17 protein-coding genes are annotated in these 21,316 nt (G+C 41.0%); 13 read left to right on the top strand and 4 right to left on the bottom strand.

Features of this window, described 5'->3' with window-relative positions; all coding sequences use genetic code 11:
- Positions 1 to 138 precede the first annotated feature (138 nt).
- From dinB to B2O97_RS18795, 6 genes are all read left to right on the top strand, one after another.
- Entirely contained in the window at positions 139 to 1,320 is a 1,182-nt protein-coding gene (gene dinB / locus B2O97_RS18820) for a DNA polymerase IV (protein WP_112374820.1), read from the top strand.
- Positions 1,301 to 4,237: a DNA polymerase III subunit alpha gene (locus B2O97_RS18815; protein WP_112374604.1), complete on the top strand. Its 2,937-nt coding sequence runs from the start codon at positions 1,301 to 1,303 to the stop codon at positions 4,235 to 4,237. The genes dinB and B2O97_RS18815 overlap by 20 nt, the downstream gene beginning before the upstream one ends.
- Positions 4,238 to 4,369: 132 nt before the next feature.
- Positions 4,370 to 5,296 (top strand): Rpn family recombination-promoting nuclease/putative transposase, encoded by a 927-nt coding sequence (locus tag B2O97_RS18810; RefSeq protein ID WP_070568761.1) that lies wholly within the window; start codon positions 4,370 to 4,372, stop codon positions 5,294 to 5,296.
- A 349-nt stretch (positions 5,297 to 5,645) separates the two neighbouring features.
- Positions 5,646 to 6,119: a hypothetical protein gene (locus B2O97_RS18805; protein WP_286767912.1), complete on the top strand. Its 474-nt coding sequence runs from the start codon at positions 5,646 to 5,648 to the stop codon at positions 6,117 to 6,119.
- 110 nt (positions 6,120 to 6,229) lie between these two features.
- Complete coding sequence (locus B2O97_RS18800) at positions 6,230 to 7,027, top strand: SOS response-associated peptidase (RefSeq protein ID WP_286767911.1); 798 nt, start codon at positions 6,230 to 6,232, stop codon at positions 7,025 to 7,027.
- Between the two features lie 11 nt (positions 7,028 to 7,038).
- Positions 7,039 to 7,425 carry a hypothetical protein gene (locus tag B2O97_RS18795; RefSeq protein WP_286767910.1) on the top strand — a complete coding sequence of 129 codons (387 nt, stop codon included), beginning with the start codon at positions 7,039 to 7,041 and terminating at the stop codon, positions 7,423 to 7,425.
- Between the two features lie 49 nt (positions 7,426 to 7,474).
- Here B2O97_RS18795 and B2O97_RS18790 read toward each other — a convergent pair whose 3' ends face one another.
- Entirely contained in the window at positions 7,475 to 8,257 is a 783-nt protein-coding gene (locus tag B2O97_RS18790; RefSeq protein WP_286767909.1) for an AraC family transcriptional regulator, read from the bottom strand.
- 81 nt (positions 8,258 to 8,338) lie between these two features.
- On the opposite strand from B2O97_RS18790, the gene B2O97_RS18785 reads away from it, so the two are divergent.
- The 4 genes from B2O97_RS18785 (at position 8,339) to B2O97_RS18770 (ending at position 12,402) form a co-directional block, all read left to right on the top strand.
- The gene (locus tag B2O97_RS18785) at positions 8,339 to 9,472 is read left to right on the top strand and encodes a 2-isopropylmalate synthase (protein ID WP_286767908.1); all 1,134 of its coding nucleotides are present in this window, start codon (positions 8,339 to 8,341) and stop codon (positions 9,470 to 9,472) included.
- A gap of 270 nt (positions 9,473 to 9,742) precedes the next feature.
- Positions 9,743 to 10,606, top strand: coding sequence for a hypothetical protein (locus B2O97_RS18780; protein ID WP_286767907.1), 864 nt, complete (start codon positions 9,743 to 9,745; stop codon positions 10,604 to 10,606).
- A 39-nt stretch (positions 10,607 to 10,645) separates the two neighbouring features.
- A complete protein-coding gene (locus B2O97_RS18775) occupies positions 10,646 to 11,764 on the top strand; it encodes a lipid A-modifier LpxR family protein (RefSeq protein WP_286767906.1) in 1,119 nt (372 codons plus the stop codon).
- 11 nt (positions 11,765 to 11,775) lie between these two features.
- Positions 11,776 to 12,402 (top strand): hypothetical protein, encoded by a 627-nt coding sequence (locus B2O97_RS18770; protein WP_286767905.1) that lies wholly within the window; start codon positions 11,776 to 11,778, stop codon positions 12,400 to 12,402.
- A 193-nt stretch (positions 12,403 to 12,595) separates the two neighbouring features.
- Here B2O97_RS18770 and B2O97_RS18765 read toward each other — a convergent pair whose 3' ends face one another.
- Both B2O97_RS18765 and B2O97_RS18760 read right to left on the bottom strand, forming a co-directional pair.
- The gene (locus B2O97_RS18765; RefSeq protein ID WP_286767904.1) at positions 12,596 to 17,104 is read right to left on the bottom strand and encodes an AAA domain-containing protein; all 4,509 of its coding nucleotides are present in this window, start codon (positions 17,102 to 17,104) and stop codon (positions 12,596 to 12,598) included.
- 207 nt (positions 17,105 to 17,311) lie between these two features.
- On the bottom strand, positions 17,312 to 17,827 hold the full coding sequence (locus B2O97_RS18760) for an O-acetyl-ADP-ribose deacetylase (RefSeq protein WP_286767903.1): 516 nt from the start codon (positions 17,825 to 17,827) through the stop codon (positions 17,312 to 17,314).
- A 257-nt stretch (positions 17,828 to 18,084) separates the two neighbouring features.
- On the opposite strand from B2O97_RS18760, the gene B2O97_RS18755 reads away from it, so the two are divergent.
- Together B2O97_RS18755 and B2O97_RS18750 are read left to right on the top strand one after the other, a co-directional pair.
- Entirely contained in the window at positions 18,085 to 19,068 is a 984-nt protein-coding gene (locus B2O97_RS18755; RefSeq protein WP_286754571.1) for a hypothetical protein, read from the top strand.
- Between the two features lie 231 nt (positions 19,069 to 19,299).
- Positions 19,300 to 19,623, top strand: coding sequence for a hypothetical protein (locus tag B2O97_RS18750; RefSeq protein WP_286767902.1), 324 nt, complete (start codon positions 19,300 to 19,302; stop codon positions 19,621 to 19,623).
- Between the two features lie 437 nt (positions 19,624 to 20,060).
- Here the strand turns inward: B2O97_RS18750 and B2O97_RS18745 are convergent, their stop codons facing one another.
- On the bottom strand, positions 20,061 to 20,465 hold the full coding sequence (locus tag B2O97_RS18745) for a hypothetical protein (RefSeq protein WP_286754573.1): 405 nt from the start codon (positions 20,463 to 20,465) through the stop codon (positions 20,061 to 20,063).
- 151 nt (positions 20,466 to 20,616) lie between these two features.
- On the opposite strand from B2O97_RS18745, the gene B2O97_RS18740 reads away from it, so the two are divergent.
- On the top strand, positions 20,617 to 21,144 hold the full coding sequence (locus tag B2O97_RS18740) for a hypothetical protein (RefSeq protein WP_286767901.1): 528 nt from the start codon (positions 20,617 to 20,619) through the stop codon (positions 21,142 to 21,144).
- The last annotated feature ends 172 nt before the right edge of the window (positions 21,145 to 21,316 follow it).

Here is a 21,316-nt window from a genome sequence, read left to right as displayed (position 1 = left end):
TCGCTGACAATGAATGTGATAAAAATTAAATCATTTCTCGCTGTTGATTGTTTGCTAATAATATTAGTAATTTTGAATGCGGCAATTACCAAAAATCAAAGGCGACAATACAGGGCCTTTGATACAATTGAAAAAAACATGGAGAGGAGTATAGTACATTGTGATCTCGATACATTTTTTGTATCTGTCGAGCGTTTGCAGAACAGCAAGCTCATCGGAGTACCCGTGCTCATAGGAGGAAGTAGTGACCGCGGGGTAGTTGCGTCTTGTTCCTATGAAGCCCGTAAGTTTGGCGTGCATTCCGCTATGCCGATGCGGCTGGCACTACGCATGTGTCCCGAAGCCGTTGTAGTCCGGGGCGATCACGATCGGTACAGTCATTATTCGGGTATAGTTACACAAATTATCGAGGAAGAAACGCCTATTGTCGAAAAAGCCAGTATAGACGAACATTACCTTGATGTCTCCGGTATGGACCGCTTTTTTGGTTGTTGGAAATGGACCCAGGAACTCCGCCAGCGTATTATCCGAGAGACTGGATTGCCCATTAGCTTTGGCCTGTCGGTCAACAAGACCGTCTCCAAGATTGCCACCGGTACGGCCAAACCCTGTGGTGAAAAGCAGGTGCAAAATGGTGCCGAAAAAGGTTTCCTCGCACCACTATCCATCCGTAAAATTCCCATGGTAGGCGAGAAGTCCTTTACCCTGCTCCGAAATATGGGGATCTCCAAAATCGGAACCTTACAGCAGATGGAAGTGTTCACCATGCAGAAGGTCCTCGGGGAAAACGGGATCAACATCTGGCGTAAAGCGAATGGCCTGGACGATTCGCTGGTGGTACCTTTTCGGGAGCAAAAGTCCATGTCCAAGGAGAACACCTTCCAGCAGGATACTATCGATATGGATGTCCTTCGCCGAACGCTGATCAGTATGGTCGATATGCTCGCTTTCGATCTGCGCAAAGAGCAGAAGCTGACGAGCTGCGTTACCCTCAAGATCCGTTACAGCAACTTCGATACCCATACCCAACAGTTGCAAATCGGTTATACCAATTCGGATCGAAAGCTTACCGATGTGGTACTTGCACTCTTAAAGAAACTCTATAGCCGCAGGATGCTGATACGGCTTATCGGGATCAAGTTCTCGGGCCTAATATACGGTTCCTATCAGACCGATCTCTTTGACGATAGCGCGGAGGAGGTCAACCTGATGCAGGCCATGGACAAGATCCGAAAACGCTATGGGGCCGAATTTCTGATGAAGGCCATCTGTGCACCGCTGCCAGAGAAAGGAGGGGAGCATGCTCTTAAATCTACATAGTTATTATAGCCTGCGTTTTGGCACGCTCAGCCTGCAGGATCTTATTTCGGGCATGCTGGCCGGCGGTTATGACACTGCCGTGCTTACCGATATTAATAACAGCTCGGGATCGCTGGACTTCATTAAACTGGGCCGCGCTGCCGGACTGAATTTACTGGCGGGAATGGAATTCCGCAACGGCGATCAGCTTTGTTTTGTCGCCATTGCCAAAAACGAACAGGGCTTTCGTGAGATCAATGAATACCGCACCAAGCTCAACATGGAAAATCGCCCTACACCGGAGCGATCGCCTGACTTCGAGCAGGTCTTTGTGATCTATCCCTTTAGCAAGCTCGATAGCTTTCCATTGCGGGATTTTGAATACATTGGCATCCGGCCCAGCGAGCGTACCCGCGCCCAACTGATGGACCGCAAGGTGCTCGATCGCTGTGTGATACTCGCACCAGTCAGTTTCCGAAAGGCCGATTATACCTTACATCGGCAGTTGAGGGCGATTGATAACAACTTGCTGATCTCGCAGCTCGGCGATGAGCAGATAGCTGCTGAGGACGAGGTATTTATTCCTCGTGTGAAGCTGATGCGCTTATTTGCCGACTTGCCCCAATTGCTGGCCAACACCAACCGTATACTGGGCCAGTGTTCTTTCAGCTTTGATTTTACCAGTGTCAAGAATAAAGCAACCTTTACCGGTAACCGCTACAACGATAAGCAGCTCCTGCACAAGTACTGCATGGATGGCTTTACCAGGCGCTATGGCCGCAATGATCGGGTCGCAACCGAACGCATTCAGCGCGAGCTTGAGATTATCGAAAACCTGCGTTTCTCCAGTTATTTCCTGATTACGGACGATATCTGCCGCTACGCGCGTGGCCGCAATTTTCACTACGTAGGCCGCGGGTCGGGGGCCAATTCTGCTGTTGCTTACTGCTTAGGGATCACCGATGTTGACCCCATAGCACTCAAACTTCCCTTTGAGCGTTTTCTCAATCCCAAGCGCAAGAGTCCTCCTGATTTTGATGTGGACTTTAGCTGGAATGAGCGCGACGAGATGTACGATTATATCTTTAACCGTTATCAGACAGGACATACGGCATTGATGGGGGCCATGAGCACCTTTCGCTCCCGCAGCATCTTGCGCGAGCTGGGTAAGGTGTATGGACTGCCCAAGGCCGAGATCGACCGTCTCGTGCATGAACCCGAGCATATGCTCAACAAGAATGAAGTAACCAACACCATATTAAGCGTGTACAACCGCATGGCCGATTTCCCCAATCAACGCACCATACACGCCAGTGGCGTGCTGATCTCAGAGGAACCATTAACCTGTTATTCGGCGATGGACAATCCGCCCAAGGGATTGCCTACCATGCAGTTTGATATGTACGTGGCCGAAGATATCGGTTTTGAAAAGTTCGATATCCTTTCGCAACGTGGCATCGGCCATATCAAAGATTGCCGTACCATTGTGCGGGAAAACTTGGGCGTGGTCATTGATACCGATAACCCCAAGCGTTTTTTTCAGGATGTCCATATTGCCGCCCAGCTCAAATCGGCCAATACCATCGGCTGCTTCTATATCGAGAGTCCGGCTATGCGGCAGCTGCTCACCAAGTTACGTTGCGATGATTACCTGACTTTAGTGGCTGCGTCATCCATCATTCGGCCCGGCGTGGCCAGTTCGGGCATGATGGGCGAGTACATCCGTCGGCATCACGACCCCACGACGGTCGTCTATCCACACCCCGTATTTAAGGAGCAGCTCGAAGAGACCTACGGCGTGATGGTTTATCAGGAAGATGTGATGAAGATCGCCAATGCCTATGGCGGGCTCGATATGGCCGATGCCGATGTGCTCCGGCGGATGATGTCGGGCAAATACCGGAGCAAAGACCACCTGATCGAAATCGAGGATAAATTCTTTTCCAACTGTAAGGCCAAAGGCTATGACGAGAAGACTAGCCGCGAGATATGGCGGCAGATGGAGAGTTTTGCCGGTTATTCCTTTAACAAGGCGCATTCAGCATCCTTTGCCGTAGAGAGTTATCAGAGTCTTTTCCTCAAGACCTACTATCCTTTGGAGTTTATGGTTGCGGTGCTCAACAATTATGGTGGGTTTTACAATCGTAAGGTCTATGTCAATGAAGCACGAATTTCAGGGGGCAATATCTGCCTGCCGTGTGTCAATCAGTCGGTCTTTAATACCTCCATTCAGGGTAAGGATATTTACCTGGGTTTTGACTGCCTGCTCAATTTGGAAGGTAAACTGGCCCATCGCATTATTGAGGAGCGCGAAGCCAATGGCAAGTACACGAGCCTGGAAAATTTTGTTAAGCGCACACAGACGGGTATTGAGCAGGTTGTTATCCTAATTCGTGTAGGTGCCTTGCGCTTTACGGGGACGGGGAAAAAGCAATTGCTGTGGGCAGCTCACCTGATGATGAGCAAGCATAAGCCTGTCGCAGCAGGTATGGCGCTCTTTGAGACCGAAAGTCGCAAGCCTATTCTTCCCCCTTTGGAAGAAGATATCCTGGAGGATTATTATGACGAGATGGAGCTGATTGGCTTTTGCGTAACGGGTACGCTATTTGATCTTACCAAAAGCGATTACCGGGGCGATATGCCCGCTCGGGAACTCCATCTGCATGAAGGAAAGATAGTCCGTGTGGTGGGGGATTTTGTCTGTGAGAAATTTGTGAAGACCAAGCGTGGCGACCTGATGAAATTTGGTACTTTCCTCGATGCCGAGGGACGATTTTTTGATACCGTCCATTTCCCACAGACCTTAGCCAAATATCCGCTCCGTGGGGCCGGAATCTATTTGGTTGAAGGCAAAATTGTTCTGGAATATGGTTGCCCTTCTATTGAGGTGATCCGCTGTGCCAAGATGCCACTAAAACCCGATCCGAGGAGTGAATAGGACGGAAATGATCTTCATTGGGGAAGTTGTTTTAATTCATATACATACTAATGTTTTTACGCTAAAAATATTAGTATTAAAATGCTTTTTTACTTATATTTGCATTGTTAACCAATTTAAAAACAATGTATTATGAGTGAGTTGAAACAGTCGAAATATATCGATATTACAACAGATTATGGATTTAAAAAAGTTTTCGGATCAGATACCAATAAAGATCTTCTGATCGCTTTCTTAAACGAACTGTTTAGAGGACGCAAGATTATTGCCGACCTGTATTATAACAAAAATGAGCATGTCGGGGATACAGAGGATATCGGTACCGTTATTTTTGATCTGACCTGCACGGCAGACAATGGCGAACGTTTTATTATTGAAGTGCAGCGCACGGCGCAGGATAATTTGAAAAAGCGCATGCTTTATTACAGCAGTAAATTGATAGCGGATCAGGCACCCAAAGGCAACCGAAGGGCTTGGAATTATGCAATTAGTGAAGTTTATATCATTGTACTGATGGATGGATTTGCAATGCCTGATGCGGGGGATGAGAAGTATTTTCTGCACGATATTTGTTTATGTTATCGAGATCATGGTAAAATATTTTATGACGATCTAGGCTTTATATATGTGGAATTGGTTAACTTTGTTAAAGCTGAGGCAGAGTTAGTTAATGATTTAGATCGTTGGCTTTATGTACTCAAAAATATGTCTTCGCTAAATGGACTTTCCACTTATTTGCGTAAGCCTATTTTTGAGAAGTTATTTCAGTTAGCAGAGTATAGCAAACTAAAACCGGAGGAACGAGAGATGTACAACGTAAGTTTAAGGAATAAATGGGATGCCGAGAGTATCCGAAGTAGTCAGGAGGAGCAATTGAAACGAGCGCGCGAAAAAGCAATGGCTGAGGGAGAAGTTATCGGAAAAGCTGAAGGAAAGGCGGAAGTAATAAAAAATCTTTTGTCTTCGAATAAGTTTTCGATATCGGAGATAGCCGAATTAGCGGACGTCACTATAGAGTTTGTAAAGCAGATCGAGGCAGAGAAGGCTAAAGGAAAATAAAACAGATTACAATATAAGATTTTAAGGCCACTTGGATACTGTCTAAGTGGCCTTTTTCTTTTTATAGGTTAAGTTGGTCTTAGACAATACCGTTTTGAATAAGCTCTCATTTAAATAAAATAATTGTAAGGTCGAAGAGACGAAACCTTTTTATAAAAAGATCAAACGAATATTATATTTCTGTTGTCCTTTATTCGAAAAATGAGAAGATTGCTTTTGCTGGCTTGATTTGCACTTGTTAGGCCAGCATTTTTTTGAAACCGACTATCCCATTATTGGGATCATAACTATAAATATGAGGGCTGGTTTATTCCGGCCTTTTTTAGGATATAAATCCTATCTTAGCCCTATGCTGTACAATCCCTTTGAACAAGTCACCAAAAGTTCCTTTCGCGAGCTCGTCGAGTCGGGCTATGCCGATTTTGTGCTGCAGCGCTTTGAGTGGCCCGATGTTAAGGAAAAGACAGGATTTCTGCTCACACCTTACGATGATAAGGATGCCGCCGATCGGCATGCCCATCAACTGGAGGCAAAGGAGGGAAGAACCCTGCAGCTGCCGCAAGATGCCGATAAAATTGAAAGCCTGTTAACCACAGAAGCACGCTATCGGATTTTTCTCAATCGCATTAAGGAGGAGAACTGGGACAAGCGCATGCTTAAGCTCTACGAGAAAAATATTATCAATTACCTGCGTACCAAGACCAGGTTTCAGCGTAAAAATCCCATCGACATCTTATTCTCGCTAGAATATGGTCGGGTAGTGGCTACCATCACCGATGGGCAGACCCAAAAGAAAGTATTTGCTATAGAGATTCTTCGGTAGCTAGATCTAGTTCCAATTGAAATCCACTATTTTCTTGCCTTGGGGCAATCCTTATTTACAGCACAAATTGTGTATATTCGTATCAAAGCCAAAGAAGAAAGGATACCATTATGTGCTGGGATATTAGCCTCCATACCGATATTGAGATTATCAAAAAGACCTTTCCGCAGTTGCGGGATGAGCGTCGTCAATTGGATTATAATTATGACTATCTGGAAAACGTCCAGGCCATTACCTTTCCCAAGTATCCGATCCTGTATAAGGACAAAGACTCAAGCCAGCTGGCCTTGGCCGAGATGGAGTGGGGGGTATTGCCTACCTATATTGACGATCCGAAGCTGCAGGCCGATCGCCGGCGCAATATGATCAATGTCCGTAGCGAGCGTATCCTGGAAGATAAAAAATCCTATTGGTATCGCTTGCGCAAGCAGCGTTGCCTTATCCCCGTGAGTGGTACTTTTGAGCATCGAGCGGTAAAAGGTTGGAAAAAGAAAGTGCCTTATTTTATCGGTGCAGAGGGGAGAGATCTATTCTATTTACCAGGTTTGTACCAGTGGCATGAGACGGTGGATGAGGATGGCGTGGTGGAACGCGTAGGTTCCTTTGGAATGCTTACACGAGCAGCCAATGAAGTGATGGCCAATATCCATAATGATGGGCCTAATAAACATCGTATGCCTTTGTTCTTACCGGAGGATCTCGAGCGTCAATGGATCGAGGATATTCAGGAGGACGATATGCCACCGATTTTCCTTTTTGAAATTCCCAATGAAAAATTGAAGCAGTATCCGGTATTTACCTTGAGAGGATATCCAAACCGCCCGGATGGAAAGCATCGTTACGAGCAATTTGACTGGGAAGGATTGCCGCCGTTGGGAAGTGATACAGTGCAGACTTCGTTGTTTTAAATCAGTGTTCAATGGGAAGTTTAACGAAATATATATCAAACGATCACCCAGAATTCGCGGTGCTTATCGAAGATGACGGTAAGGTTTGTTACGCATACTTATTGAATGAGGAAAGAATAGTTGGAGATATATGGTTATACAATAGCGTTCCTACTCCGAGCGAACCTGAATGGCATAAAAGGGACAATCTACCATTTTTAAATCCTGCAGCGTTTGTCAAAGAGAATCTTGAACCATTTGATGCGAGTTCACTTGTCGAGGTAATCTGGGATTTTGGAGAAGAAACAGTGGCTAAGATATTTTTAGCGTCCAGATTGATCGCAAAGCTAACCGTAGGATCGTGTCCCGGTTGGTCTAGCCTGGTCACTAAAGATGGGCCTTTGGCGCAGAAGATGTAACGTTTTCACGATTCGAATCGGAAGTAGGTAGAAGATATATTCAATAATATTATTTGCATAGTCTCGCCCGATACTGCTGTGGTGATAGCCCAAAATATTCTTTGAATAGATTGGAAAAGTTCGGTACACTTTCATACCCAATTTGATAAACAATCTCAGCGATATGCATATCCTTATTTTCCAATAATTGAAGCGCCTTTAGAAGTCTATGCTGTTTTATGAACTGGAATATGGTGATCTGCATTTCTTCCTTAAACTGTCTAAAAAGTGTCCGCTCCGAAAGAAAAAAATTAGCGCTAATCTCAGCTATTGACAATTTATTGTCGAGATGTTGGAGGATATACGTGCATACCTGGATCATCAATTCACTTTTTGCAGGCGTAATTTGCAACAGGATCGGGTTTGCCAATAGTATCGGGAGCATAGACTTAAAGGCCTCTAAGGTAGATGCTGTCAACGTGTCGTGGTCTTTCAACTTCCAATGTTGCTGGCCAAAAAGCAAAAAATGATTCAATAATTCATTTGATGGATACACCTTAACGTCTTCGTGCATATTGTTCATATCGACAAAAATGGTTTTTATTGACAGTTGCTGTGAGCGGGAAATGAGTTTGTGCGGAACATGTGCTGGAATATATACAAAGAAAGTACTCGGTACACAGAAGCTGGCTTTTTCAGTATAGATAAAGAGGGTACCATTTGTTGGGCTAAGTACCTGTACTTGTTCATGAGCATGCATTTCTGTATTGAACTGTCCATAGGTACGTAATTCAATTGTGCCATCGCGGAAGTTTTTGGCACATTGAACGAAGGGGATGGTAGATTTTGGCATTATTGAATAACAATTGTTTTATTTTCAAATATATTAAATTTTATAGTTCTGGTACTTTTGATCTATAACAATAAGTTGAATATGAAACAAGTTAAGATTTTCGATACTACTTTACGTGATGGAGAACAGGGCCCGGGCTGCCAATTGACACTGAATGATAAATTAGAAATTGCAGAAAAACTCGATGCAATGGGGGTAGATGTGATAGAAGCAGGGTTTCCAATAAGTTCACCCGGAGATTTCAAGGCAGTCACAGAGGTTTGTAAATTGGTGAAAAGGGCAACCGTCTGTGCATTAGCTAGAGCCAATAGGAAAGATATTGAACAGGCCTCTTTGGCCTTGAGTACGGCTAAGGTGGCACGGATTCAGCTGGGAATTGGGACATCGGACATTCATATTAAACATAAGTTTAATACCACTCGTGAGGTAATCTTGGCGAAAGCTTATGAAATGGTGGCTTATGCGTCTGATAAATGTGATGAAGTACAATTTTTTGCAGAAGATGCTGGCCGCGCAGACAATGATTTTTTGGTTCAAATGACCAATACGGTGGTTGAAGCGGGAGCGAAAGTTGTGAATCTTCCTGATACCAATGGTTTTTGTACACCCTTTGAGTACTTTGAAAAGATAGCCTACGTGAACCAAAATAGAAAGGAAAAAGAGAACGCAATTCTTTCTGTCCACTGTCATAATGATTTAGGTATGGCTACCGCGAATAGTATAGCTGGGTTAATGGCAGGTGCGCTTCAGGTGGAAGGAACGATTAATGGCGTGGGAGAACGTGCAGGAAATGCTGCCTTAGAAGAAATTATTTTGACACTCATTGTAAAGGAAAATCTAGGTATTGCGACCGGAATTGATCCAAAATATATTGTAGAATTAAGTAGTATGGTGGAACGGGCGATGTCAAATCCTATACAGGCCAATAAGGCCATTGTCGGCAAAAATGCTTTTGCACATTCTTCCGGCATCCACCAGGATGGCGTGCTGAAAGACCGTAGAAACTATGAAATTATTGATCCCCAAATCATAGGAGGAAAGTTGCCTGAATTGTTTTTATCTGCCAGGAGCGGACGTGCAGCATTGAAAAATCGGTTAAAAAGTATGCAGATAGATTTCCCGGCTGAAAATTTTGAAAATATCTATAACCAGTTTCTTGTTTTAGCAGATCAGAAACGTTTTATTGAAGATAACGATCTACGGAATTTGGTTTAAAAAATATGAATGAACATCCAAACTTAGTTTTAGTAAACAAATTTTTCGATGCATATTAGCACAAACGCCGAACCGGTTGAAAGATACGAGTTCACATTAGCTCATAGCACGTTCTTAGCGGCTGATAAGAAAGGCTCTTATAATGCTTATAAATTGGACGTTGATCAATAGGATCAGGATAAAAATATGTGAATTAATTTTCATCAAAACCCTTGTAATTAAATTTTTCTAATATTAGATTAGTAGTGTAAAACCATATTAATCTAAATTATGAAAAGAGTTCTATTATTATGCACTATTTGTGCTTTATCTATGCCTGTTTTTAGTCAGGTTGATACCCTTCATGTAACTTCAAATGTTGCAATTTTAAAAGTTAAAAACCAAAATTCTTTGGCCTTTTATGCTGATGAGGAGGGGGCTGATGAAGAGGACCAGTCTTCATTCCAGGCTTTAAATGCACTCCTTTCTTTCAATTTTTCAGGGAATAATAAGGGGTTGTCCAATTTGACCCCAATTGTAAATTATGGTTGGATTGAAAAATGGAAGTTAAGAGAAAAATCAAAAATTGCATTGGAAATTCAGCCATACGCTGGAGGACAAATTAATATGCGGGACTCCTCATCATATATTCCAGGATTAATGCTTCCAGGAGTTGCAGGGATTAAAGTGGATTTATCCTATAGATATGAGAATCAGGACGGTTTTTCTTTCATGCTTGCACCGATCAATTTTGGATACAAACTGATTTCCAATTTTGCTGATACTACTGTAACCGTTGCTCAGCATAATCTTCGCACCATCGGTGCAATTCAATTCAAAGATAAATTCACCCTAAGTGTCCAGTATACTTATGGATGGCATAACTCTATTTCGGAATCCAGTAGTGCTTTTCGATCCATATTTGGTAAGGATGCGACAGATATACAATATTTGAATTTAAATCTACAAACCAAGCTAACAAATACTACATCAAAAATGCCCACTTATTTATATATAGAATGGCGCGGTCTCTTAAATTCAGATAAGTATAATTCATTTCAGAATACTAGAATCATATCTATAGGGTTGCGATCTGAAATGGGATTTAAATTTAGCGGTAGTGCTAAGAAGCTTATTAATTCCTTTGTACTATAACATATTATGAGATTATCCTTTATTATTTAATCTATTTTTATGATCGCAAATAAATTATACACCACAGTTTTTTGTTTGCTTATCTCCTTTTGCTGTTATTGCCAGGAGGAAAGGGTAAATAAGCAGCAAAGCAATCAGAAGTCGTTTCGATTGTACTTAGATGAAGATTTCAATCCGCTCCAGTTATTTCCCCCTGCCACAGATCAAAATTATACATTAGGTTTAGGATTTGGCTTCTCAAATTCAAATTATATCAATTCTCCTTTGTTTTATCCAATTTCAAAACTGGATCAATGGATACTAGGGAAAACCAATGTAGCGCATAATGATGTGGTGCCTATTGACCCTTCATGGATGGTCAATGGTGTTGCGTTTACGCCTGATGACCTTAGAGCCAAAGACCCGGTTTACAATGATCGGCCCTATGCCTTTCTATTAGGGTTATCAACCAGGAGGGGATATGTAAAGCCTAAAAATGGAGTTGCTTTTCAAACGGAGCTAAATATTGGTGCCTTGGGCCTTCCCATTGGAAAATGGGTCCAAACCGGGATACACAAATTGATGAATGATAATAATACGCATTCCCCTTATAATCCCGAGGGCTGGCATAATCAAATTGCCAACGGTTTTTCTCCCGTATTCCTTTACGCTGCAGATTTTGAAAAATTGATTTTTGGTAATCCAGGAATTGAACACGCGGAACGTTCTTATTTTAATTTTAAAGTTGGCGCTGGTAGCTCAATCGGATATTATACCCAAGTCCATGGTATGGCAACGATGAGGATGGGACTCTTGGATTCAAGGAAATGGGTTCAGAATTTCAATCCTCTAGGAAACATGAATCAACTAGTTGATAATGCGCAAAAGGACCTGTGGGAATTATATTTCTTTGCAGCAGCAAGACCAACATTCATGGCCTATAATACCATGTTGCACGGTACACCACTTAGGTCATCAGTTCACAAGCTCTCCTGGAAACAAACCAATCCCTGGATTCTTGAATGGAATACGGGAATACAATGCCACATACCATTTAGCAGTTACCGCTCATTGGATATTACATGGGCGATTAATTCAGGACGCACCTCCGAATTAAAAACTGATTTGAAAAGAACACATTATTGGGGCGGCGTGTATTTAGTTTATAACTTTTTTTAAATTATGTTTTTATGAAAAAAATCATTCTATTCCTCGGATTTCTATTGTCATCCCAGTTATGCTTGAGTCAAAAAATAACAATTAAGGTCCATTCTGTAACCGGATATGGAAAGCATACCGAATTTGCCCAAAAAGCTTTTAAGGCATTTGAGCTGGTACTGAATTCCGATGAATTTAAAGAGGGTATTGAGGCCATGAAAGCCGAAAAGACACAGGGCTATACGACGGGGCAGCTTTATGGGATAATAATGAAAGCTCATGAAAAAAACATTCCAAAAGATAGTATAGCAACTGATGGAATAGTGGACCTTTGGGTCAGGATCTTGGAGATAGATGGAAGAGATTCCAGATGGAAAGATAATTGTGAAAAACCATCCATATTTGGGAATCAGACAATCGGCATTGATGGCGCTGGAGATGGAGTTATGGCTATTTGTCCAACAGCATTAGAACATTGGGCATCCACCAATGATTTAGCCGCCTTGGCGGGTCATTATGCACACGAATACATGCACGTATTAGGATTTGACCATTATCGGTTTCTCAGCACGCAAGCGTGGCGGGAAAGAACTTTTGTTTATAAAGTAGGGTACTTGGTCAAGTACTTGGTGGGAACGATGAATTCTACTAACCTATGAATAAAAAAGCCGCACTAGTAGTTCGAATATACAAGTTCAATCATTTTCTATCACTTGCCATAGGACAAGAACTGACTGCTCCACTAATAAAAATGGGACAGCTTCCGATAACAATTCTACATATATGAAATGCTAAAATTTTGACTCAACCCATATGTGTTGTTTTTGGTATAGTTAGATTATTCATTCAACGCTAATTATCATTTATATTGATTCTCGTTGCGGCATGCACATGCTTACCTAAATTTGCCTCTTCCTCATCCTGTTGACGGATAAAATCAAGTAGTCGCTTCAATTCTCCATTGGCATCATCCCACCATTTAATGGACCATATCCTATGGAATATAAATCCATGTCTTTCAAGTTGCTCCTGGCGGAAGCTGTCCCAAGCGTAAGCTTCAGGACTGTTATGGTATTTCGCACCATCACACTCTATTGCGATGAGTGGTTTGTGGCTTATTTTTGATTTTACAACGATATCAATCCTAAAACCGCCTACGGAATGCTGCTGTTCTAAACGGTCTGCACCGATATGCTGTGCAAGTTGTTCGAATACTTCATCTTCAAATGGAGACTCAGACCCCAAGCTAAATTCCGCTGGTTCATACAGTTTATCTGTACAATACTGACTCAACAGCTGTAGAATGCCCCTTCGCAATTCGTCATTCCCCTCACTTACCGCTTTCGCATAGGTAAAGTAAGCGTACAGAATTCCACGGCCTTTATTGCCCTTCTGTTGGATAAGATTTGGGTACTGACCAACATACTCCTGCGGGAAAGAGGTACATACATATACCTTTGACCGTGCTCGAGTAATGATTACATTCAACATGCGATGTCCCTTGCCCTGTATAATCGGACCAAAGTTTTGACTAAACGAACCGTCGGCTTTTCGTCCAAATGTCGTTGAGAGAATAATAATATCCCGTTCGTCGCCCTGAATGTTCTCGAGGTTTTTAACAAAAAATGAATCCCCTGCCTGCGCCATTAAACTATCGAATACAGAATCGTTCTGACGAACTGCACTCAGCTCCTCCAGGATCAAGTTACGCTGGTAGATATTGAAAGTAGCAACACCCACGCTTGGGATACTATCTTTTGCATCCTTCATGATCTGTTGTAACAATTCGACCACTTTCAATGCCTCTTGCTTATTTACTTGTCCCTCATATAATCCATCAATCTGTAAGTATTCGATAGGCGTGTAGTGCTCCTTTGCTGGGACAGGCATCAACCTATTTCCGTAAAACGCATGATTGGAGAAGTCGATAAGATAAGGGTGTTTAGAGCGGTAATGGACTTTTAAATAAGACTCTACAAAACCCTTGTCTACAGCATAAGCTAGCAAGGATTCACTATCTGCAAGATTAAGCTGAGCCGCTTGTAGCGCAGTCCGATCTGAAAATTCGTCTTCCGAATCTTCTATCTCATCATCAATCGGGTCAAGTAGCGCTCCACTTCCTTCAAAGTAAGAGGAGGGAGCCATCTGGTGCTTATCACCGGAAACGATTTTAGCCTTTCCTCGGATCAGGGCCGCGTACGTATCTTCGAGACGCAACTGGCTGGCCTCATCAAATATGACCACATCAAAAATTCCTTCCTCCAGTGGTAGGATAGAACTGCAGACAGATGGATTGACCAACAATACCGGGAAAAAATCTGTAAATAGTTCAAATTCTCTGTTCACAATAGTGCGGAGTGAATTGCGACGCATTCCCTTCGATCCCTTTTTGTTAAACAAACTATTGATGTTTTGTCCTCTGGCTTTAAAATGTCCGACGGCGTCAGCTTGCCTTTCCGTCCATAAGGCAATAATACTATTCAGCTGTGCATGGTTAAACTCTTGTTTTTGCTGCTGATATAGTTGTAATTGGTAATCACTTTTTGGCAATTCCTGTGGCTCACTTGTCGTGAGTACCCAATACAGATACCAGCATTCAAATGCTTCAGCCCAATGATCTTTAAGATGTATGCTGATTCTGGTAATAAGCCTTTGTTGCGCTTCGTCCACTGAAAGGAAAAATGATTTCCACTCATGATAGCTACGGAAATCACCCATATGGTCAATGAACGTTGTGACGGTATGCTTAATCTTATCACAGAGTTCCTGTGCCGCCTGAAGACTTGTATACGGCAAAAATACCCCGTTTGTTATATTTCCTGTTAACCGGTTACCTTCGATATCGTCAAACGAGTTTTGTAGACTTCGATAGGCTTCAGCGCGTGCAGCGTAATAGTCACGAAAATTATTAAAATACCTTAATTGAAAAGTTACTCTTTCAGTTAGGTAGGGTACTGCCTTTATCACCCCATTGATATCAGTAACTGGAGTCGTTGGAACAATATTGTAATCGGCGATTAGCATTTGCTCTATGCTATCCAATTTTTGAAGTAGGGGAGCTATTTGCGCTTTTAGTTCATTCAGTTCAACATGAAAATGATGATCATTAATATTGGACAGATAGTTACTGATCGTAGGTGGGTATTGCTCTTTCCAAGCGGCTGCCTTTTGTCTGAGTTCCTCTATATTGTTTAGATATATAGATAAGTCAGTTGTTTCCAAATGATCGTTATATTGATGTTCAATATAATTTTTCTGAACATGGGCTGATCTTACCTGCGCGATACGATTCTTTAATTCGATTCTCGTTTGTTTTATCTGTTTATGCTTTCCCGAGAATATACTTAATAAACTTGTTTTAAATTTTGCACCACTACTATTATTTAATAAGTTATTGCCATATTGAGCAATGCTTGTTTCAGCGTAGGCAAGATAAGTTGATATTGCATTGCTTAGCGATGAATGATAGCTGCTATAATGTTGTTGCAGAGCATCTTCATATTGCTTGAAAAATTGTTGCGCTTTTATCCCTACTGTTTGTAGTCCTAAGACAATTTCATTGATGCGCTGTTCCTGAGGAAAAGTGGATGGTAATACCTCTTCTTTCACTGAATCTCCAATACAAAATGCTAAATAGGACTTAAAATCCTGCTGCATTATTGTGGGGATGCCGCTCAAAAAATCATCAGCCCACTGCTTTCCACTCACTTGAAGTTCAGTAATAAGCTGTTCAATAGTTGGTAGCTGTTTATGCGCGTATGCAACAAAATCCTCAATTCTTACACGCGATGGCCCAACCTGTTGATCTATAAATAGATCGTCTGCCAATGGTCTAAATATAGAATGGACTTGCTGCGATTGCTTAAATAAATTATGGCTACGCTTTAAAACAACAAGTGTCCTTTCCAGCTCTGCATGATCCTGAGCAAAATTAAAATCCTCTTTCGGTATAATATTCTTGAGCGGTACTTGATTAAAGTGTTTTAATAAGGCCAAATACCGTCCGACAATCTGCGGCCAACTCTTATCGCCGTAGACCGTTTGAGCTAAGGCAGCATGCTGTGCATTGATAAGTTCAGCTGATTCCTTGAGTTTTGATTTTATCGCATCATATTGGTTTTGGGCTTGCCTTCCTGAGATGTGAAACGGAACTCCGATCTGACGATCTCTGACGGAATCTACGATCGCTTCACGCGCATCGTTCACATCATCAATTACACCGACTAGCGCGCCGATCTGAGGATTCGTACGTTCGATATTTGCTTTAATCACATCAAGCGCTGTTTTCTTTTCGCAGACGACAAGACATTTCAGACCATTGGCAAGTGCATTTGTGATCAGTGCAGTTAACGATTGGCTCTTTCCCGTACCTGGAGGGCCTTGTATTATTTGGTTCGGTTCATTTCCAAGAGCACTTATTATGGCCTGTTGGCTTGGGTCTGTATCTACGGCGCTGAAAGGTGTTGTCGATAGATTTTCCACTTTAAGCTCATCAAATTCAAAGGCATCGAAGCGATCCAATAAGCGGGAAATGTCGGTGATAATACTTTCTTTTTGCGCTCTGAACAAACCAAAAACACCACCAAAATGAATGTAAGCTTTGTTATTGGCGATAGCATCTATCTGGGATGCTTCGGGTAATACATTGATAGCTGTTTCAAAGTTTTTGCTTAGCACCTCAAGTATCTGCTCTTTACTATTCGAATTGAGTGCTTCCAGTACTTCAGCACAAGCGTTCACTAACTCGTTGTTGTCGATCAGCGCGTCATCTAAGGCTTCATTGGTCAGATTGGGTAATGTAATGTCATCTTCACTTTTGATAAAAGAAAGGAGGACCTCGTTGATACTAATCGGGTGAATATCTGAATCCACTATTTTTCCATTTGCATGAATCGCTTTATTTCGCAAAAACGACCATTCATTGACTTTGTTTTTAGATTTAACGGCCTCTAGTTGCCAAATGAATAATGGGGCTTTTATGATCTTAGAAGGATCTTTTGAGGATCTTTTTATAAGAATAGGATAGCCAAATCCGAGGGTCTTCATCCCATGTTCTTTAAAATAATCTTCATTTTCTATGATGATGGAGTTCAGTCGCTTAGAAATTAAGGTTAGTTTCTTTTGAGTCTCCGTATCTTTTTCATTGAGATCTATCGTATCAAATGAAATCTTAAACTCAAAGTTTGCTTTGGTCAACAAGGTATCCAAAAATGATTTGGCGAGACCATCCTCAATGAGGTCAAGCTGCTGCAGGTCTAACCGGGTGGCCAGCCTTCCTGGCAATGCATTTAAATGAATAGAACGGGCGTTACCGCCTTTTAATTTACTTTGTAAAGATTGCAGGAAAATCTTGGATGACATAATTGTAATATTTGTATTTAACCTAAGATACAAATATTCGGTACAATTAGCAATGCAATCAATTGCTGGTCTCCTAGAATACCAATTGTAAGAGTCCTGCTCTCCGCTTTACCATCTTGCACTACTCGGCATCTGTAATGGGTATTTGGCCGATACAGTTAGTCATGGGAAGGGAGGCTTTTTAATGGTAAAAGCATAGTCCTATCGTCAAAGTAATTGTTTGAATAGCTGAAAATTTTCATCATCAAAACAAACTATTGTAATTAGTTTGATTGTAGTATTTGATTCAAGAAACTGATTTATCGCGTTAATCGATATTTGGGCAGCCAATTCCTTCGGGAATCTGTATATACCTGTGCTGATATTCGGAAAAGCAATTGTTGTACAGTTATTATCCGCAGCCAGTCGAAGAGAGTTGAAGTAACAATTTGCCAGGAGGTTCTTTTCATTCTTTTGGCCGCCGTTCCAAACAGGACCGACGGTGTGGATGACATATTTAGCCTGTAGATTGCCAGCTGTGGTGATAACTGCTTCACCCGTTTTGCAGCCCCCTTGTCTAGCTACTATCATTCGGCATTCTTCCAGAATAGCTGAACCACCCGCTCGGTGAATGGCACCATCTACACCGCCACCACCAAGTAAGGAGCTGTTTGCAGCGTTTACGATTGCATCGACTTCGACCTTAGTGATATCTCCTTTAACAACGTTTACTATTTTGTTCATTTGGTATGGATAATGTTCGGAAATTTGCATTGGCGTATCCGATGACAATAATATTTTAAATTTAATAAAAGTTACCCATTAAAGCTTCCTTTATCAGCTTAACACAATATTGGTTTCTTCTTTTGTAAAAATTAGCTAGATTAATGTGATTAAATAATATTCATAACGCTAGTACAGATCGTCAATTTTATTGTTGTCTGTTTCGATATCAATATGTAAATTTATTACGCCATAGGCCATATAACATTTTAATTTACATGAAGATCCTATTTATTTTTTTAGTCTCACTGCTATTCGTTTATCCATCGTTTTCACAAAGCGATAAATTGTTAGGTCAATGGGTTTTAGACTTTGCGCTGACTGAACAAAATTCGCTTGTTCCTCTAGATAATCCCTATTTTTCCAATGAGGTTATCTATGAAATAAGTCGGAATAAGATGAAGATATCAGCTTTTACATTTGACGCGAAATACATTGGCGATAACGAGATCGACCTGGGTCATATGAAGCTAAGTTATACATTCAGCGATGGCTATTTGACAGTTATTGAGAAGGGTACTGAAATCAAACTCTATTTTTTAAAGAGAGACGATTTTGTTAAAAAATATCCTGAATTTGAAGAAGAACGCATACTTAGTGAGGGTAGAGAATTATATATTGCAAATACGCTTTCCAAATTAGTATTCGATAATGGGACCATAGATCCCAATTCTTTTATCACGAATGGGGCACCACTATTGAAAAAGAAAACATCCAAAAATTACTTTATGAAGGCCGCGTTTATCCTTGACCGGCGTAATCAGATTTCAAATATTGTTGTTTCAAACATTGAAGAAGATGACATCAGGCAGCAAGTCATAAAATCAATAGAACGTTGCAGTAAATTTTATAAAAATTATACGGGGAAAGATTTATTGATCACACTACCTTTTAATTTTTTTAAAATGTATCAGTTTTTTGATCCTGAAACCAAAAGAGTTTATCGAGCCTATCAACAGGGAGAAGAATGGTTTGGGAATTCGGAATTTGAAAAAGCAATCTTTGAATACGAAAAGGGTATAGACACAAAAATTGATATGGAGCGATACGGCAATGTATTTTACCACGATTATATTATCCACCTTGGAATTGCGTATTTATTGACGGATCAAAAGGAAAAAGCTGCCTCTACATTTCGAAAGTTGGGCGATGAAACGAATTTTAAGATTCGGAACTATTTACGTTTTTATTGTCGATCTTAAAAGATGGAAATCTCGTAAAAAAATAAATCTCACCCTTCTGATGGTTGTGCCGCAATTGCTGTTTTATCGGTTATCATTGGCTTGTTAGCAATTCAATCGAAATGTCTGCTCGTCATATTTGTTCTGCTTCATATTTTACAATAGATTTTGATAAGCTTAAGATACATTTTTATTATCGTATTGAAATTATAAAACCATTGCATTAATGGATGACTTTCCTATCTTAGTCCTATGCTGTACAATCCCTTTGAACAAGTCACCAAAAGTTCCTTTCGCGAGCTTGTCGAGTCGGGCTATGCCGATTTTGTGCTGCAGCGCTTGGAGTGGCCCGACGTTACGGAAAAGACAGGCTTTCTCCTTACGCCGTATGACGATAAGGTTTGTTACGCATACTTATTGAATGAGGAAAGAATAGTAAGAGATATATGGTTATACAATAGCGTTCCTACGCCGAGCGAACCCGAATGGCATAAAAGGGAAAATCTACCATTTTTAAATCCTGCAGCGTTTGTCAAAGAGAATCTTGAACCATTTGATGCGAGTTCACTTGTCTAGGTAATCTGGGATTTTGGAGAAGAAACAGTGGCTAAGATATTTTTAGCGTCCAGATTGATCGCAAAGCTAACCGTAGGATCGTGTCCCGGTTGGTCTAACCTGGTCACTAAAGATGGGCCTTTGGCGCAGAAGATGTAGAACTTTTACAATATAATTGTCAGTAAAGATTCCTATGTGTTTTTATTTCTTCGATCCTTTTATAATAAAGTTTTCTTTGTTTTTGTTTACGAAATGGGTCAACAGACAAATAAATAAACGACAATATAATAATAACAGAAAAAAAAGCAGCTACATACATTAACCAAGTAAAAAACTTTTTCATTTTTTTCGGGGCAGTCCCAATAAGTATGTGAATAAAAACTATGGATTCCAGTTATGTTCCTTATAACTGGAATCTTTTTTTCAAATAAAGTTAAGAATTGTGATAAGATCCATAGTTATTGAGATTTTATTATCGTTAACTCGCCATCATCAAATCCCAACGTTATTGCTATCGCCTGGGCAAAAATTGAAGTTTTGAAATCTTCGGATTTTACATACGATTGGACTAACGATTCAGCACATTTTAAAATATCCTGCCAGTCTTTATCTTTTAACAACTCATTACCGAATGAAAAATATTTCTGTTTAGGTTCAAAGTCCATATTTGCAGCCCAATCGTCATCATCTTTATCGAATATTTTGGAGCCGGTGAGATACATGGTGAAACCCTCTTTAGATTCGAAAAGCCCGAAATTGAACGCAATTATTGATTTATCAATTCTTTCAATTTTGTTGATGTTATCCACCCATTCGTGGAATCTTTGATCGACTGGTTTAACTTTATGCAGATAGCTCATCATGGTGCAGTAGGAGTAATGTCGTCAAAAGTAATAATTAATACCTATCTATTCTGGTTTTATTTTCACGCCACAGCTCCTGTTTTACAGCAGTAGAGCTAATTCAATAATTACAAAAAATGGCTCCCATTTTCCATATTTGAAATCGACGAAATTGAACTTAACTAATGTCGACTCAAAGAGTAATTTGGCTGAATTGACCTATCAGCTAGATCGTGGTATTACGTTGAAGCAAAAAGCATCAGATAATCCAAATTATCCAATTCATACCTCGCTGGATTTTTTGGGACGAGATCGGTTAAGCGTCTTTAATAATGGGACTATTAAGGTGTCAAATTTAAATGAGGCAGGTTATGTAATTATGAACGGAGAGCTTATACCAGAAGGTAACGTTACTGCTGATCCGTCAACAATATATATCCGGTCTGCTAAATCAGGAGGGAGTTTGATTCCAGGTTCGATTTGGTTTAAACAATCCACAAATGGTAGTACAGGCTGGGTGCGAATTGACAATGGTAATGCAACAACGACCGCAAAAGGAGTCGTTAATCAGGCTGCTACATCTATGGATTCGGCACCTAGTCCAAGCACGGTTTATACCCAGGCTGAGGCACAGGGTGTGCTGGCCGAACTTAGAGATTTAAAAGCTAAGTTGCGCAGCGCAGGAATTTTAGCGAGCTAACCGTTTAATTTGGAACGAACAACGGTTTATACAAATAAACATTTTTCTTGTAGAAATCAAATGGAAAATTGTTTGTGACCTTTCTTCTTCACGTAAGAAGGAAGGTTATTTTATTACTGAAAAAGTAAATATTGGTTTCAGACAATTTTAATGCCGCTGTTTACCGGCATTA

Source organism: Sphingobacterium sp. UBA865, assembly GCF_002295765.1.
Taxonomy (GTDB): Bacteria; Bacteroidota; Bacteroidia; order Sphingobacteriales; family Sphingobacteriaceae; genus Sphingobacterium; species Sphingobacterium multivorum.
Note: the sequence above shows the minus strand (reverse complement) of the source record. Positions and strands in the feature narration are given on the sequence as shown.

Excerpts from the sequence above, each read along its gene's own strand:
- B2O97_RS18800 (WP_286767911.1), top strand. The coding sequence starts at position 6,230 with ATGTGCTGGGATATTAGCCTCCATACCGATATTGAGATTATCAAAAAG.
- B2O97_RS18770 (WP_286767905.1), top strand. The coding sequence starts at position 11,776 with ATGAAAAAAATCATTCTATTCCTCGGATTTCTATTGTCATCCCAGTTA.
- B2O97_RS18755 (WP_286754571.1), top strand. The coding sequence starts at position 18,085 with ATGAAGATCCTATTTATTTTTTTAGTCTCACTGCTATTCGTTTATCCA.
- B2O97_RS18745 (WP_286754573.1), bottom strand. The coding sequence starts at position 20,465 with ATGATGAGCTATCTGCATAAAGTTAAACCAGTCGATCAAAGATTCCAC.
- dinB (WP_112374820.1), top strand. The coding sequence starts at position 139 with ATGGAGAGGAGTATAGTACATTGTGATCTCGATACATTTTTTGTATCT.
- B2O97_RS18785 (WP_286767908.1), top strand. The coding sequence starts at position 8,339 with ATGAAACAAGTTAAGATTTTCGATACTACTTTACGTGATGGAGAACAG.
- B2O97_RS18810 (WP_070568761.1), top strand. The coding sequence starts at position 4,370 with ATGAGTGAGTTGAAACAGTCGAAATATATCGATATTACAACAGATTAT.
- B2O97_RS18760 (WP_286767903.1), bottom strand. The coding sequence starts at position 17,827 with ATGAACAAAATAGTAAACGTTGTTAAAGGAGATATCACTAAGGTCGAA.
- B2O97_RS18790 (WP_286767909.1), bottom strand. The coding sequence starts at position 8,257 with ATGCCAAAATCTACCATCCCCTTCGTTCAATGTGCCAAAAACTTCCGC.
- B2O97_RS18780 (WP_286767907.1), top strand. The coding sequence starts at position 9,743 with ATGAAAAGAGTTCTATTATTATGCACTATTTGTGCTTTATCTATGCCT.
- B2O97_RS18750 (WP_286767902.1), top strand. The coding sequence starts at position 19,300 with ATGCTGTACAATCCCTTTGAACAAGTCACCAAAAGTTCCTTTCGCGAG.
- B2O97_RS18765 (WP_286767904.1), bottom strand. The coding sequence starts at position 17,104 with ATGTCATCCAAGATTTTCCTGCAATCTTTACAAAGTAAATTAAAAGGC.
- B2O97_RS18815 (WP_112374604.1), top strand. The coding sequence starts at position 1,301 with ATGCTCTTAAATCTACATAGTTATTATAGCCTGCGTTTTGGCACGCTC.
- B2O97_RS18775 (WP_286767906.1), top strand. The coding sequence starts at position 10,646 with ATGATCGCAAATAAATTATACACCACAGTTTTTTGTTTGCTTATCTCC.
- B2O97_RS18805 (WP_286767912.1), top strand. The coding sequence starts at position 5,646 with ATGCTGTACAATCCCTTTGAACAAGTCACCAAAAGTTCCTTTCGCGAG.
- B2O97_RS18795 (WP_286767910.1), top strand. The coding sequence starts at position 7,039 with ATGGGAAGTTTAACGAAATATATATCAAACGATCACCCAGAATTCGCG.